The 13,492-nt window shown below is 63.4% G+C and carries 10 protein-coding genes; 3 read left to right on the top strand and 7 right to left on the bottom strand.

Translation table 11 applies throughout. The annotated features are described in order from the left end of the window. Nucleotides 1–28: 28 nt before the first annotated feature. A complete protein-coding gene (locus R4P65_RS28585; RefSeq protein ID WP_317829019.1) occupies nucleotides 29–3,472 on the top strand; it encodes a TM0106 family RecB-like putative nuclease in 3,444 nt (1,147 codons plus the stop codon). Nucleotides 3,473–3,500: 28 nt separating this feature from the next. Here the strand turns inward: R4P65_RS28585 and R4P65_RS28590 are convergent, their stop codons facing one another. Beyond that, nucleotides 3,501–4,676, bottom strand: a complete 1,176-nt coding sequence (locus tag R4P65_RS28590) for an amino acid deaminase/aldolase (protein WP_230817439.1) — start codon at nucleotides 4,674–4,676, stop codon at nucleotides 3,501–3,503. Nucleotides 4,677–4,746: 70 nt separating this feature from the next. Continuing rightward, nucleotides 4,747–5,394, bottom strand: coding sequence for a TetR/AcrR family transcriptional regulator (locus tag R4P65_RS28595; protein ID WP_230817438.1), 648 nt, complete (start codon nucleotides 5,392–5,394; stop codon nucleotides 4,747–4,749). A gap of 78 nt (nucleotides 5,395–5,472) precedes the next feature. Here R4P65_RS28595 and R4P65_RS28600 point away from each other — a divergent pair, with 78 nt between their 5' ends. Then, on the top strand, nucleotides 5,473–6,786 hold the full coding sequence (locus tag R4P65_RS28600) for a D-arabinono-1,4-lactone oxidase (protein WP_317829020.1): 1,314 nt from the start codon (nucleotides 5,473–5,475) through the stop codon (nucleotides 6,784–6,786). 3 nt (nucleotides 6,787–6,789) lie between these two features. Here R4P65_RS28600 and R4P65_RS28605 read toward each other — a convergent pair whose 3' ends face one another. From R4P65_RS28605 to R4P65_RS28620, 4 genes are all read right to left on the bottom strand, one after another. After that, the gene (locus R4P65_RS28605; RefSeq protein WP_003945144.1) at nucleotides 6,790–7,755 is read right to left on the bottom strand and encodes an adenosine deaminase; all 966 of its coding nucleotides are present in this window, start codon (nucleotides 7,753–7,755) and stop codon (nucleotides 6,790–6,792) included. 6 nt (nucleotides 7,756–7,761) lie between these two features. After that, nucleotides 7,762–8,523 (bottom strand): crotonase/enoyl-CoA hydratase family protein, encoded by a 762-nt coding sequence (locus tag R4P65_RS28610; protein ID WP_230817435.1) that lies wholly within the window; start codon nucleotides 8,521–8,523, stop codon nucleotides 7,762–7,764. 35 nt (nucleotides 8,524–8,558) lie between these two features. Then, entirely contained in the window at nucleotides 8,559–9,752 is a 1,194-nt protein-coding gene (locus tag R4P65_RS28615; protein WP_317829021.1) for a class I adenylate-forming enzyme family protein, read from the bottom strand. 94 nt (nucleotides 9,753–9,846) lie between these two features. After that, nucleotides 9,847–10,647, bottom strand: a complete 801-nt coding sequence (locus R4P65_RS28620; RefSeq protein ID WP_317829022.1) for an enoyl-CoA hydratase/isomerase family protein — start codon at nucleotides 10,645–10,647, stop codon at nucleotides 9,847–9,849. On the opposite strand from R4P65_RS28620, the gene R4P65_RS28625 reads away from it, so the two are divergent. Further along, nucleotides 10,646–12,046: an FAD-binding oxidoreductase gene (locus R4P65_RS28625; RefSeq protein ID WP_317829023.1), complete on the top strand. Its 1,401-nt coding sequence runs from the start codon at nucleotides 10,646–10,648 to the stop codon at nucleotides 12,044–12,046. The two genes, R4P65_RS28620 and R4P65_RS28625, sit on opposite strands and share 2 nt — an antisense overlap. On the opposite strand, the gene R4P65_RS28630 is transcribed toward R4P65_RS28625, so the two are convergent. Then, the gene (locus tag R4P65_RS28630; protein ID WP_230817431.1) at nucleotides 12,006–13,490 is read right to left on the bottom strand and encodes a DHA2 family efflux MFS transporter permease subunit; all 1,485 of its coding nucleotides are present in this window, start codon (nucleotides 13,488–13,490) and stop codon (nucleotides 12,006–12,008) included. The two genes, R4P65_RS28625 and R4P65_RS28630, sit on opposite strands and share 41 nt — an antisense overlap. Nucleotides 13,491–13,492 lie beyond the last annotated feature (2 nt).

The raw sequence follows: 13,492 nt of genomic DNA on the forward strand, positions 1-13,492 counted from the left end.
TGTCGGTGAGCGATGGCACAATCGCCCTGTGTTCCTACTCGATGATCAGATCGTCTACAGCGCCAGCGACCTCTCTGCTGCTGCCTCGTGCGAGTTCGCGCTGTTGCGGCAACTCGACGCCCGTACAGGTCTGATCGCGGCCGAGGCCGTCGAGGCGGATCCGATGCTCGAGCGAACGTCGAGCCTCGGCGACTCGCACGAGCGCGAACAGCTCCAGAAGTTCATCGATCAACACGGTGACGGCGTCGTCATCATGCCGCGCCCGGAACACTCACGCTCGGGATTGACCGCCGCCACCCTGGCGACCGTCGAAGCAGCCCGATCAGGCGCTCCCGTGATATATCAGGGAACATTCTTCGACGGCCGGTTCCTCGGGTTCTGCGATTTCCTCGTCCGCGAAGGCGACACCTACGCCGTCTACGACAGCAAACTCTCCCGGCACGCCAAGGTGTCGGCGCTCCTCCAACTCGCCGCGTACGCAGACGCGTTGGAGCGCAATGCAATCGCCGCCTCCGCTCAGGTTCACCTGCTGCTCGGCGACGGCAGCACATCGTCACACGACATCGGAGACATCGCACCGGTGTTCGCGGCGCGCAGAGCTGAACTCGAACGAGTCCTCGACGAGCACCGCGCCGAGGGAAAACCAACCCAGTGGCTCGACGATCGGTACCTGCGTTGCGGCCGATGTGACACCTGCAGCGTCGAGGTCGAAAGCCATCGGGACCTCCTGCTGGTTGCGGGTGTCCGCGGCAATCAGCGCGAACAACTGATCGTCTCGGGGATCACGACAATCGACGAACTCGCCTCGAGCACTGGCCCAGTTGAGGGAATCCGCCGGGAGACCCTCGACAAACTCCGTGCGCAGGCAGCTGTTCAACTCCGCCAGGAACTATCCGGCGACGCCGAATTCGAGGTCTACGAGCCCTCGGCGCTCGGCGGTCTACCCGTCCCCGACGCCGGTGACATCTTTTTCGACTTCGAGGGCGATCCACTCTGGGCCGAGGACGGATCCACCGACTGGGGGTTGGAGTACCTGTTCGGCGTGGTCGAAGGGCCGGCGGACGACTACGTGTTCAAGCCGTTCTGGGCACACGACCGCGAGGGTGAGCGCCAAGCGCTCCTCGACTTCCTCGACTACGTCACCGCCCGCCGCGAAGCCCACCCCGGGATGCACATCTATCACTACGCCGCGTACGAGAAGTCGGCGCTGTTGCGCTTGGCCGCCCGTCACGGTGTCGGCGAGCAGACGGTGGACACGCTGCTCAGCGAGAACGTGCTCGTCGACCTGTATCCGATCGTCCGCGCCTGCCTACGGATCGGGCAACGCTCGTACAGCATCAAGAAACTGGAGCCGCTCTACATGGGTGAGCACGGCCGCGACGGTGACGTGACCAACGCCGCCGCCTCGGTCGTCGCTTATGCCGACTACTGCGAATTACGCGACGGCGGACAAGCCGACCAGGCCAGGGATCTTCTTCAGGGCATCGCCGACTACAACGAGTACGACTGCGAATCCACTCTCCGCCTGCGTGATTGGCTCGCCGAGCGCGCCGCAGAACACGGTGTCGAACTTCGTGAGCCGACCGGACAGATCAAGATTCCACTCGAAGAACTCACCGAATCGGAAATCGCGCTCCGCGACTTCGCCGGCCACAAGGCCGGTTCGACACGCACCCCCGATCAGCAGGCTGCTGCTCTATTGGCCGCAGCAGTGGGATACCACAATCGCGAGCGGAAGCCGTACTGGTGGGCCCACTTCGACCGATTGGTCACACCGATCGAAGACCTCGTGGACATCCGCGACGTCATGGTGGTCGAGCAGTCCGAAATCGAAGCAGACTGGCACAAGAGCACCCCGCGGCAGAAGAAGTTTCGTCGCCACATCCAGTTGACTGGGAGTTTCGGCACCGGAACGTCTTTGAGCCCGGGCAGTGACCTTTTCGCGCTCTACGCAACCCCCTCCCCGGATGCCGTTGCAAGCGAGAACCCCACCCAGCGCGGCACCAGCAGCGTCAAGGTCACCGCCGTCGTCAAGTCCGAAGGGCTCGACGTGGTCACCGTCGAAGAACTGCTCAGCGGTGACGAATACATCGATTCCCCAGTCGCATTGGCACCTGGTCGCCCGATTCCCACCGGACGTATGGAGAAGTCCATCGCCGCTGCCGCGTCCGCCGCCAGTGAGACCCTGCCCGAACTGCCACACATCGCAGCCGTCGACATCCTCAGGCGCAGCACCCCGAGAACCCTCTCGGGTTCACCGCTGCCAGCTGTCGGCACCGACAACAACTACGCGGACGCCATCACTGCCGCACTTCTCGACCTCGATGATTCCTACGTGGCGGTGCAAGGTCCTCCGGGTACGGGCAAAACCTACACCGGCGCTCGTGTCGTCAAGACACTGATCGAACAACACCATTGGCGAATCGGAGTGGTGGCACAATCACATTCGGTGGTCGAGAACATGCTCGGCGGCATTCTGAAAGCCGGCGTGGACCCCGCACTGGTCGCAAAGAAGGGCAGCCGCAGCAAGACGGCGGAATGGCAGGACATCGCGTCCGAGGAATACGCCGGTTTCATCGCCGAAGCGGAAGGCGTCGGCTGCGTCATCGGCGGCACTGCATGGGACTTCGCGAACACAGATCGTGTTCCCGCCGGCAGTTTGGACTTGCTCGTGGTCGACGAGGCAGGTCAATTCGCGCTGGCCAACACCATAGCCGTCGCGATCTCCGCGCGAAACCTGTTGCTACTGGGCGATCCACAGCAACTGCCGCAGGTCAGCCAAGGCACTCACCCCGAACCTGTCGACGAATCGGCACTCGGTTGGCTCGCCGAGGGACACGGCGCACTGCCACCCGAACTCGGCTACTTCCTCGAGAAGACTTGGCGGATGCACCCGGATCTGTGTGCGCCCGTGTCCGCACTGTCGTACGAGGGCAAGCTCCATTCTCAGGAAACCGTGAGTGCGGCAAGAAAACTCGACGGACTCGCTGCCGGAGTGCACACGGTGTTCGTCGATCACCGCGGTAATTCCACGTACTCTCCGGAAGAGTCGCAGGAGATCGTTCGCCAGATCCAGGGCCTTCTCGGTACGCCATGGACCGACCCGAGCGAGTTCGAGGGAACCAGGCCGCTGGAGCAGTCGGACATTCTCGTGGTCGCGGCGTACAACGCACAGGTGGGCACCGTCGAGCGCGATCTCACCGAGGCCGGTCTCACGGAGGTCGAGGTCGGCACCGTCGACAAGTTCCAGGGCCGCGAGGCCGCGGTGGCAATCGTGTCGATGGCTGCCTCTGCCGTCGAGGACGTCCCGCGAGGAATGTCGTTCCTGCTGTCGCGGAACCGCCTCAATGTTGCTGTCTCCCGCGGCAAGTGGTGCGCGATCATCGTCCGATCACACGCGTTGACGCAGTACATGCCCAATACGCCCGCAGGGTTGGTGGAGCTGGGCGCGTTCATGAGGTTGACGAGCTAGCCGAGTATTTTCACACCCAAAGCCTGTCCTACCCGAAGCATTGCCCTTCGCCGCGGTAGGTGGGAACCGAGGTTCGGGTGCCGTCGGCTTCGACCACGTACACGCGGTCGAAGCGCTCGCACAACTCGCCGGCCTTGGCGTGCCGGAACCATACCCGGTCGCCGATCGCGATGTTTCCGGCTTCCTTTCCGGTGACCGGGGTCTGAACTTCGCCTGCACCTTCGTTGCGGAGCAGTTTGAGACCGGCAGGCCAGATCGGCGACGGAACGCGGGTGGCTCCCGCAGGTCCCGACGCGATGTATCCGCCGCCGAACAGGGTCGTCACGGACGGGGTCGGCTTGCGCACTGCCGACAGAGCGAAAAACAGCGCAGGATCGGGTCGGAAGGCGCGGTAGCGGTCGAACAGGGTCGGTACATACAACCCGGAGCCTGCTGTTACCTCGGTCACCACAGGATCGGCCGAGCTGACCTCCAGCGACCCCGTGCCGCCGCTGTTGACGATCTCGAGTGCACCCACGGCATCGGTGACGGCCGCGACCACAGCGCCCCTTCTGGACGCCAATTCGCGCGCAGAGGCTTTCTTGACCCAACCGATCGGAGCACTGGTGTCAGGAAGGCCGGCAATCTGAGCTTCGTAGAACATCACTCCTACGACGGAGAATCCGCGCTGGCGAGCACGCGCCGCGAGTGCGGCGACCGCGGCAGGTTCGCGCAGTGGCGAGCGTCTTACGCCCAGATGGATCGGGCCGATCCGTAGTGACGCGTCGACGTCGAGACACACCCGGACAGGCGCATCCCCCGTCGACGCCGAACGAATGAGATCCAACTGTGCATCGTCGTCGATCATCAAAGTGATCGATTCGAGGGCGGTGTCGTCGGCCGCGAGATCCGCGATGGCGCCGCGATCCGCGGTCGGGTATCCCATCAGGATGTCCCGTGCGCCCAACCCGACCAGCCACAAAGCCTCTCGCAGTGAGTACGCCATGATTCCGCGGAATCCCCCGGACGCGGTCAGTGTGTCGCCGAGAGTTTCAGCCAGAACCGTCCGACAACGAACCGATTTGCTCGCCACTCGCACTGGTGTTCCACCGGCGCGGCGCACCAGGTCGGCTGCATTACTGCGAAGTGTGGTCAGATCCAGAGCGGCCAGAGGCGGGTCGAGTTCTCGCGTGGCAGCAGTGAGTCGATCGAGGGTCCGGGTCACAGATGATCCAATCGTCGCGGCGTGCGACCAGTCAATCACCAATACTGGACGTATGTCCAGGATGGAGCCTTTACTGGGGCGCGATCACAGCTTTGTTGGCAATCACCTGAACCATTTCTCCGAACTCCGCGATAGTCGCGTCGGAGTCACGATCGACCAGCCATCGCAGGACGAGACCGTCGATAAGGGCAAGACTCAGGCGCGCAATCGAACTCAACGGCTCGGTCCACACGGTGCCGGAAATCTTGGCGCACTCCTCGAGAAACGAAACCGCAAGCTCGTCCATGATTCGGTACTGCTCGAAAGCAACAGCCCCAGCACGTTCAGCGCCGAGATTACGACTGCGGAGAGCCTGCGCGGTGATTTCGTAGGTCAACAACTGCCTGTCCGGCGTTGCCTCGATAGTGGGCCACATTCCCGTCAACCCGATATGCAGCAATTCCTTGAGCCCCTGCACGCCGCTGAGATCCGGCGCGTGTCGCACCTGCGCGAACGCGTACTGCATCGACGCACTGAGCTGCAAAATGAGCGTTTCACCCATCGCCGCGATCAGCGCTTCCTTGCTCTCGAAGCAGTAATGAACGACGCCGAGCGATACGCCGGCCTCTTCTGCCACCGCCCTTACCGTCACAGAACTGACACCGCGTTGTTCCGCAATCGACAAAGCGGACTCGACCAATTGTGTGCGGCGTTCGTCCGCCGGGAGCCTGTTCAGCATCCAATGATCGTAGAACGCAAATGACAAAATCTTCGCGCAATACTTGCCTGGACGACCGTCCAAGTACATTATTGCGTAATGGCTTCGGACACTTGGCAGAACTGGGCGGGTACTCAAAGTGCCTCGCCGCGTCGCTTTGCGACGCCGACAAATACCCGTGAACTTTCGTCGTTGGTCGCCGAAGCTGCGGCGCGTGGCCAACGTGTGAAGGCAGTCGGCGCAGGCCATTCGTTCACCGGTGTCGCGGTCACCGACGGTATCCTCGTCAGCCTGGACAACCTGAACGGAATCGATTCGATCACGCCGACCGACGACGGCGCGCTGGTCACTGTTTTTGCAGGCACTCGCCTTCACGCCCTCAACGACGCCCTGTGGCAACGCGGATATGCGATGGCCAATCTCGGCGACATCGACGTCCAGTCACTGGCCGGCGCGACATCCACCGGCACGCACGGAACCGGCGCCCGATTCGGCGGTATCGCCACACAGATTCACGGAATCGAGATCGTTCTCGCCGACGGATCCGTCGTTACCGCAAGTGCCGACGAAAATGTCGAATTGTTCGAAGCAGGGCGTCTCGGATTGGGTGCAATCGGCATCATTTCGAAGATCACTCTCGCTTGCGTACCGCGATTCACGCTCCGCGCAATCGAGGAACCCGACACGCTGTCTCACATACTGGACACCCTCGAGAGCGATCGCCTAGGCCTGGATCACTTCGAGTTCTACTGGTTTCCGCACACCGACCGCGTGCTCACGAAGAGCAACACCCGACTCCCCGGAGATACCGAACCCGATCCGGTGGGCAAGGTCCGCGCGTTCGTCGACGACGAGCTCCTCTCGAACACACTCTTCGAAGGTGTCAATCGCGTCGCCACCCTGGCACCGGCCGCGATCCCGAGAATCAACAACGTGTCATCTCGACTGCTCGGCGCCCGCGAGTTCACCGATCGCAGCTACCGAGTATTCGCGTCCTCGCGCCGGGTGAAGTTCAAGGAGATGGAATACGCGATTCCCCGCGAACACGTCACCGAGACGCTCCACGAAATCGATCGCTGGATGAAGAAGTCCGGAACAAACGTCGCTTTCCCCGTCGAAGTACGTTTTGCTGCCGCCGACGACCTCTGGCTTTCGACCGCTCACGGTCGCGACACCGCCTATATCGCAGTCCATCAGTACCACCGCCGACCTGAAACCGAATACTTCGCCGCAGTGGAAGCCATCGCGCGCGCCGTCGACGGCCGGCCGCATTGGGGAAAAATGCACAACCGGACCGTCGACGACCTGCGTCCTACGTACGATCGACTGGACGATTTTGTCGCCGTTCGAGACAAGTACGACGCGAATCGAGTGTTCGACAACGAATACCTACGTCAGGTGCTCGGCGACTGACGGTCAGTGCCGCAGCAGTTCCGCTTTTCGCGCGTCACTGGCGAACGAGGCTTTGATCGAGTTCCGGGCGAGAGTGTCGCGCTCGGCCTCGGTCAGCCCCAAGGCTCGGCCCAGTTCGGTGAAGTTGTCGTCGACGTATCCCCCGAAATAGGCCGGGTCGTCGGAGTTGACCGTGACGATCAAACCCATCTCGAGCATCGATCGAAGCGGATGATCCGACAGCGAATCGAACACTCGCAGACGAACGTTCGACAACGGGCAGACCGTCAGTGGAATCTCCTCGTCGACCAGACGTTCGATGAGGGCAGGGTCCTCGAGCGCCCGGACTCCGTGGTCGATACGCTCGGCGCCGAGAATGTCGAGCGCCTGCCAGATGTACTCGGGCGGTCCCTCCTCACCGGCGTGAGCAACGACGTGCAAGCCCTCGGCACGCGCACGGGCGAACACGTCTTCGAACAGTGAGGGCGGGTTGCCGACCTCGGCGGAGTCGAGTCCGAGCCCGACGATCGGCGCCTGCAAACGAATGATTTCGGAGAAGATCTCTTCGGCGTCCTTGACCGGCTGATCACGGAGAATGGCGGCGATTGCCGCACTGCTGAGCCCGAACTCGCGCTCACTCGATGCCACCGCATCCATGATCCCGTCCAGGACCTCGGTCAGCGGAACACCACGGACTACGTGCGCCTGCGGATTGAAGAAGAACTCGGCATGCGCGACTCCGGCGGCAGCCGCCCGACGGAAATACGCCCGCGTCAGGTCGGCAAAATCCTCCGCGGTACGCAGGACGGCCATGTTGGCGAAGTAGAGATCGAGGAACGACTGCAGGTCGGTGAACTCGTACCTCGACTTCAGATCGTCGATGTCCTTGTACGGCAGATCCATTCGATTGCGCTCGGCGAGCCGGTAGATCTGTTCGGGTTCCAGCGAACCCTCGATGTGCATGTGCAGTTCGGCAACAGGAGTAGCCATGTCCGTTCAGCGCCCCTTCCAGACCGGGGCACGCTTCTCTGCGAACGCCGTTGCACCCTCGCGTGCATCTTCGGATGCGAACACCGGCGCCATCACCTGCAATTGCTTCGCGAAAGCTTCGTCGTCGGACCACCCGCCGGCCTTGACGATGATCTCCTTGGTGACCGCAACCGCGAGCGGTCCGTTGCGGGTGATTCGATCTGCCAGGTCGAGTGCGCCTTCGAGCGCCTTGCCCGGCTCGGTCAACGTGTTCACGAAGCCGTAGCGGTATGCCTCCTCGGCGGTGAAACTGTCACCGGTCAGGGCCAGTTCCAGAGCCTTCTGGTACGGAATCCGCTTGGGCAGGCGCAACAATCCGCCGCCACCTGCAACCAGTCCTCGCTTGACCTCCGGGATACCGAACTTCGCTTCGGACGACGCCACCACCAGGTCGGTGGCGAGCACGAGTTCCGTGCCGCCTGCCAACGCGAAGCCCTCGACCGCCGAAATGATCGGCTTGCGCGGGGGCCCTTCCGTGAATCCGAGACCGCGTCCCGGCACGAGTACGTTCTCGCCGGCCACGAATGCCTTCAGATCCATACCGGCACAGAAGTTTCCGCCTGCACCTGTCAGCACCGCCAAGGACAGATCGTCGTCCGCATCAAGCTCTTCGACCGCAGCGGCCAACGCGTGACTGACCGCCGAGTTGATGGCGTTGCGCGCCTCGGGTCGGTTGATGGTGATGATCAGCGTCCGCCCGCGCCGCTCGGTGAGAACCTCGTCCGCCATGATGTCCCTCTCGTTTGTCGACCATACTCGCGTGACTACGCGACGTTGCGTTCGACAATACGGACGAAGCCATCGGGGTCGATCTGCGCGGTGTCGTGAGTGCAGAACCACCCCTGGGTGAATCTCTGCGAGGTCGCTTCCGGCGAATTCCAATACCGACGCGTGACACTCGGCCCGCGGCACAGCAACTCACCGAAACCACCCGGCGCGTCCGGGCCGTACAACGCCACTTCCATTCCGCCGAAGGCGATTCCGACGCTGCCGAGGTGTGTGGGTGCCGACTCGGCCGGCAGAATGAGACCGGCCCCACAGGTTTCGGTTTTACCCCAACCGATCACATGTCGAGCGGCCGGGAACATCGTCAGCAGCTTCGCTTCTTGCTCGGCCGTGATCGGCGATCCGCTACAGTCGATCCACTGCACCGACCTCGAACCGGCACGCGCCGCCGGTCCGAGCGTGAGCAACCGTGGCTCGAGCAAGTCCTCGGGCCGCCCGGTCACGATGTCGACGGTATGCACACTCTCGCGCCAGAAGTCGCCGGCGAGGACCACCGTTCCACCGACCACCAGCGTCGCGAGCACGTGCACGAACTGACGCACAGACTTGAAATCATTGTCCACCAGCAGATTCCGCACACCTTCGACGCCGTAGTCGCGCGAGTGCAGAATACCGACGATAGCGGAGAGCACGTTCTCGTTACTCAACTCGACGCCCAGCATCTCGCCCGAAGAATCGGCGGTGTACGCGAGGATAGCCATCTCGTCCGGGGCCGCACCGTCGTCGATGAACGGAACACCTTGTGGGAGTTCACCATCGAGCACGAGCACCGAGCCACTGTCCGCGATGACGAAGTCCGCTGCATCGTCACTCAGGTGCACACCGACAGAGACCGGGACACCTCCCGCGAGGATGACGCCGAGGCACCCCTCCATCCATCGCACCCCCGCAGCGAAACGAATCGCCACACGATCGCCGATCTCGACGCCTCGCGACTTCAACCCGCCTGCGACCCGCGACGCTTCGGCCCACAGTTCCGCGAAGGTGACCTGCTCGCCGTCGACCTCCTCGACCGCAATGCGTGAAGAGAACCGATGGACGGCGATATCGAGGAGTTCGGACAGCGACGGGTCCAGTTGGCTGTACCGGAGCACCCCGTCACCCGCGCGAGTGACGCGGGCGTCGGCGAGGAGCAGATTTGAACACGGGTATTCCACAAGCGTCGACCGCATCGATACCTCCACGTCACTGACGAACCCACCGGCCCTTCGACTATATGACGTGGATCACAGTTCGTGGAGGTCTCTGACGATAAATGTCGGATATCTAATTTCCGGAGTAGACGGCCTTACCCGGGCCGACGTCGAGGAAACTGCGGACGGCGCCGCGCAGGTCGTCGGTGTCGAACAGCGCACCGGACACCCCGGGAGTCACCGAATCTGCATGAGCGATGCCGCCGGAACGCCACGCCGCCACGATCTGCTTGGTGGCGTCGTGGGCTCGCGTGGGTCCGTCCGCCAACCTGGTCGCGAGGGACCGCGCCGCACCGTCGACGTCGTCGTGGACTGCATTGACGACGCCCCAGGCGTGCAGGGTTGCGGCGTCGTACAGATCGCCGGTCATGACCAACTCCCGAGCCCGTCCGGAACCGGCGCGCTCGGCCAGGCGTTGCGGTCCGCCCATAGACGGCGTCAGACCGACCACAGTCTCGACCAGCCCGAACTTTGCCTTGGGCCCCGCGAGGATGATGTCGCAGGCCAAGGAGATCTCGAATGCCGCAGTCAGAGTCAACCCGTGCGCCGCGTAGATCACCGGGCACGGCAATGCCTCGAGCGGATGGCAGATCTGGGCGAACAGTTCGCGCCACAACTCCGCGCCCTGCTCCGGGTTCAGTCCGTCGAAGACGTGGACGTCGACGCCGGCCGAGTTGACCTTGCCCTCCGCGCGCAGGAGGACAGCTCGCGGCGGATTCTCGGTCAACGCTGCAACGTCGGCGATGACCGCGTCGAACATGGCCTGATCGAACAGATTGAGTGGTCCGTGCGCGAACGTCAGGACAGCCACCTCGGCACCACCATCGGTGGTGAAGCGCTCGAGACGGGTGGGGTGCGATTCGGGAGCAGTCATGCCGCCACACTGCCACATGGAACCGGCCTACGATCGTCGGGTGGACGGTCTGAGAAATGCGCTCGCGGACGTTGTGGGACACCGGTTCGTCGTCGACGACACCGACGTGTTGGCGACCCGTTCCACCGACCAGACGGGGCGCTACAGCGGGCACGCCAGCGCCCTGGTCCGACCCGGAAATACCGCCGAAGTCTCGGCAGTGCTGAACGTGTGCCGCTCCCACGGTGTACCGGTCACCGTTCAGGGCGGACGAACCGGCCTGGTCGCGGGCGCGGTGCCGGAGCACGACGACGTCCTGCTCTCCACCGAACGTCTCACGACGATCGGTGAAGTCGACGCGGCTGGCAGGCGGATCACCGTCGGCGCGGGAGTGACACTCGCGCAGGTACATTCCGCTGCGGCCGACGCCCGCCTGAAATTCGGCGTCGACATAGCGTCACGGGACACGGCGACCATCGGCGGCATGGTCTCCACCAATGCCGGTGGCTTGCACACGGTTCGATACGGGAACATGGCCGAACAGGTGCTCGGCCTCGAGGTAGTGATCCCCGACGGAACCACGATGCGCCGGTCACCGAAAGTGTTGGCCGACAATTCCGGATACAACCTGCCTGCACTGTGGGTGGGCAGCGAAGGAACTCTTGGTGTGGTCACGGCAGTCGATCTGAAACTGCGCCAGGTGCCGGCACACCGGGTCACGACACTGACCGGTTTCGACAGGCTGGAGGACGTCGTCGACGCGGGGCGAACGTTGCGCACTCTCGACGGCGTCGACGCACTGGAATTGTTGGACGGCCGCGGACTCGAACTGGCCGCACGACGGTTGAACGCGGCAGTGCCGACGGGGCGCGCGTGGTATCTCCTCGCCGAGGTATCCGCGGCTCACGATCCGATGGAAAGCCTGGCCGAAGCACTCGAACGCATCGCCCCGCCGGAAACTCCGTCGGTGGCAGTCGACGGCCCAAGTTCGACGCGCTTGTGGGCGGCGAGGGAATGCTTCGCCGAAGTGGTCGGACTCTTCGGTCCCCCACTGAAATTCGATGCGGCACTGCCCCTGGACTCGCTCGCAACCTTTGCCGAGGACGCCGCCGCGGTGATCGCGAATCGCGCACCGGAGGCGATCCCCGTTCTCTTCGGACACATCGCCGAGGGAAACATCCACCTCAATGTCCTGAACTGCCCGAACGCCGACACTGTCTACCGCAACGTCCTCGAACTGGTTCGCGATCACGGTGGAAACGTCAGCTCCGAGCACGGAGTGGGCTCGCTCAAACGCAACTATCTGGACCTGGCGCTCTCGGCGGAGGACATAGCCACGATGTGGGCGATCAAGCGAGCCCTTGACCCGAGCGACTATCTCAATCGCGCAGTGATGTTTCCCGACGCGCTTCGGCACTGACGGCCATCGCGTCGTCGTGGGCGTCGCCGCGTAGAGGCCGAGCGAAGCACACCGAGGCGACGAAACCGATGAGCAGCACACCTGCGGGCAGCCAGATCGACTCCGACATCGCCGTGCTGAACGGTTCACGGACGAACTCGGGTAGGTGACCCACCCCGGCTTCGGAACTACCGCCGGTCAGACCCTGGGCAGCCAATCGCGCGGTGATCAGAGCGCCGATCGCAGCGCTGCCGAGAACCGCACCCACCTGCCTGGTGGTGTTGTAGACGCCGGCGCCCGCGCCCGCCTGCATCGGAGGCAGGTTATGTGTGGCGGTGGCCGCGAGCGGAGACCAGATGCACGCGTTGGCGAAGCCGATCAGACCGATCGGCAGAAGCAGTTCCCAGATCGCGACGTCGGGAGACATCACCAGTGCCAGCCAGCCCAGGGCGATCGCGAACAGCAGGAAGCCGGTGCCCGCAATGTAGCGCGGATGCGTCTTGTCGACGAGCTTGCCGATGATCGGGGCAAAGATGCCGGTCAGCACGGCCATCGGAACGAGGAGGAGCGCCGACTGCGTCGGGGAGAGTCCGCGAACTGCCTGGGTGTAGAACATCAGCGGAAGGACCATCGACGTGATCGCGAAGCCCATCGCGGTGATGGCGACATTGGCGAGTGAGAAGTTGCGGTCCTTGAAGAGTTCGAGGGGAAGCAACGGCTCGTTCTTGTTGCGCGACTGGTAGAACACGAACACCGCGAGCAACACCACACCGGCGCCGATCAGACTCCAGACGAATCCGTTCCAGTCGTACGAACTGCCTTCCTGGATTCCGAACACGAGCAGGAACATGCCTGCGGCGCTGAGGATCACGCCGGGGATGTCGAACTTGTGCTCGCTCGTCGGCAGCGACGGAACCAGCTTCCAGGCGAGCAGGAAAGCGATGACACCAACCGGGACGTTGACGATGAAGATCCATTCCCAGCCGAGATTGTCGACCAACACACCACCGGCAAGCGGACCGACCAGCGTCGCAACGCCGGCAACGGCGCCCCACAGGCCCATTGCGGCACCACGCTTGTTCGGCGCGAAGGTGCGCGTGATGACCGCCATGGTCTGCGGAGTCATCATTGCGGCACCGAAGCCCTGGAAAGCCCTTGCCACGATGAGCATCTCGACGCTGCCGGACAGACCACACCACAGTGATGCGCCGGTGAACAGTACGAGGCCGATCATGTACAGGTTCTTCGGTCCGAACCTGTCACCGAGTCGGCCGGTGACGAGCAGCGGCACCGCGTACGCCAGCAGGTACGCGCTGGTGACCCAGACGACCTTGTTGATGTCGGTGCCGAGGTCCTCCATGATCGCAGGGTTGGCGACAGCAACGATGGTGCTGTCCACCAGAATCATGAAGAACCCGATACACAGCGCCCACAGCGCGTGCCAGGGATTGACCTGCTTTTCCATCT

The organism is Rhodococcus sp. IEGM 1318 (genome assembly GCF_033142465.1).
Taxonomy (GTDB): Bacteria; Actinomycetota; Actinomycetes; order Mycobacteriales; family Mycobacteriaceae; genus Rhodococcus_F; species Rhodococcus_F qingshengii_B.

What these genes read in the sequence shown, in the direction of transcription:
- R4P65_RS28605 (WP_003945144.1), bottom strand. Translation starts at nt 7,755, where the DNA reads ATGGCTACTCCTGTTGCCGAACTGCACATGCACATCGAGGGTTCGCTG.
- R4P65_RS28600 (WP_317829020.1), top strand. Translation starts at nt 5,473, where the DNA reads ATGGCTTCGGACACTTGGCAGAACTGGGCGGGTACTCAAAGTGCCTCG.
- R4P65_RS28595 (WP_230817438.1), bottom strand. Translation starts at nt 5,394, where the DNA reads ATGCTGAACAGGCTCCCGGCGGACGAACGCCGCACACAATTGGTCGAG.
- R4P65_RS28615 (WP_317829021.1), bottom strand. Translation starts at nt 9,752, where the DNA reads ATGCGGTCGACGCTTGTGGAATACCCGTGTTCAAATCTGCTCCTCGCC.
- R4P65_RS28630 (WP_230817431.1), bottom strand. Translation starts at nt 13,490, where the DNA reads ATGGAAAAGCAGGTCAATCCCTGGCACGCGCTGTGGGCGCTGTGTATC.
- R4P65_RS28625 (WP_317829023.1), top strand. Translation starts at nt 10,646, where the DNA reads ATGCCGCCACACTGCCACATGGAACCGGCCTACGATCGTCGGGTGGAC.
- R4P65_RS28620 (WP_317829022.1), bottom strand. Translation starts at nt 10,647, where the DNA reads ATGACTGCTCCCGAATCGCACCCCACCCGTCTCGAGCGCTTCACCACC.
- R4P65_RS28610 (WP_230817435.1), bottom strand. Translation starts at nt 8,523, where the DNA reads ATGGCGGACGAGGTTCTCACCGAGCGGCGCGGGCGGACGCTGATCATC.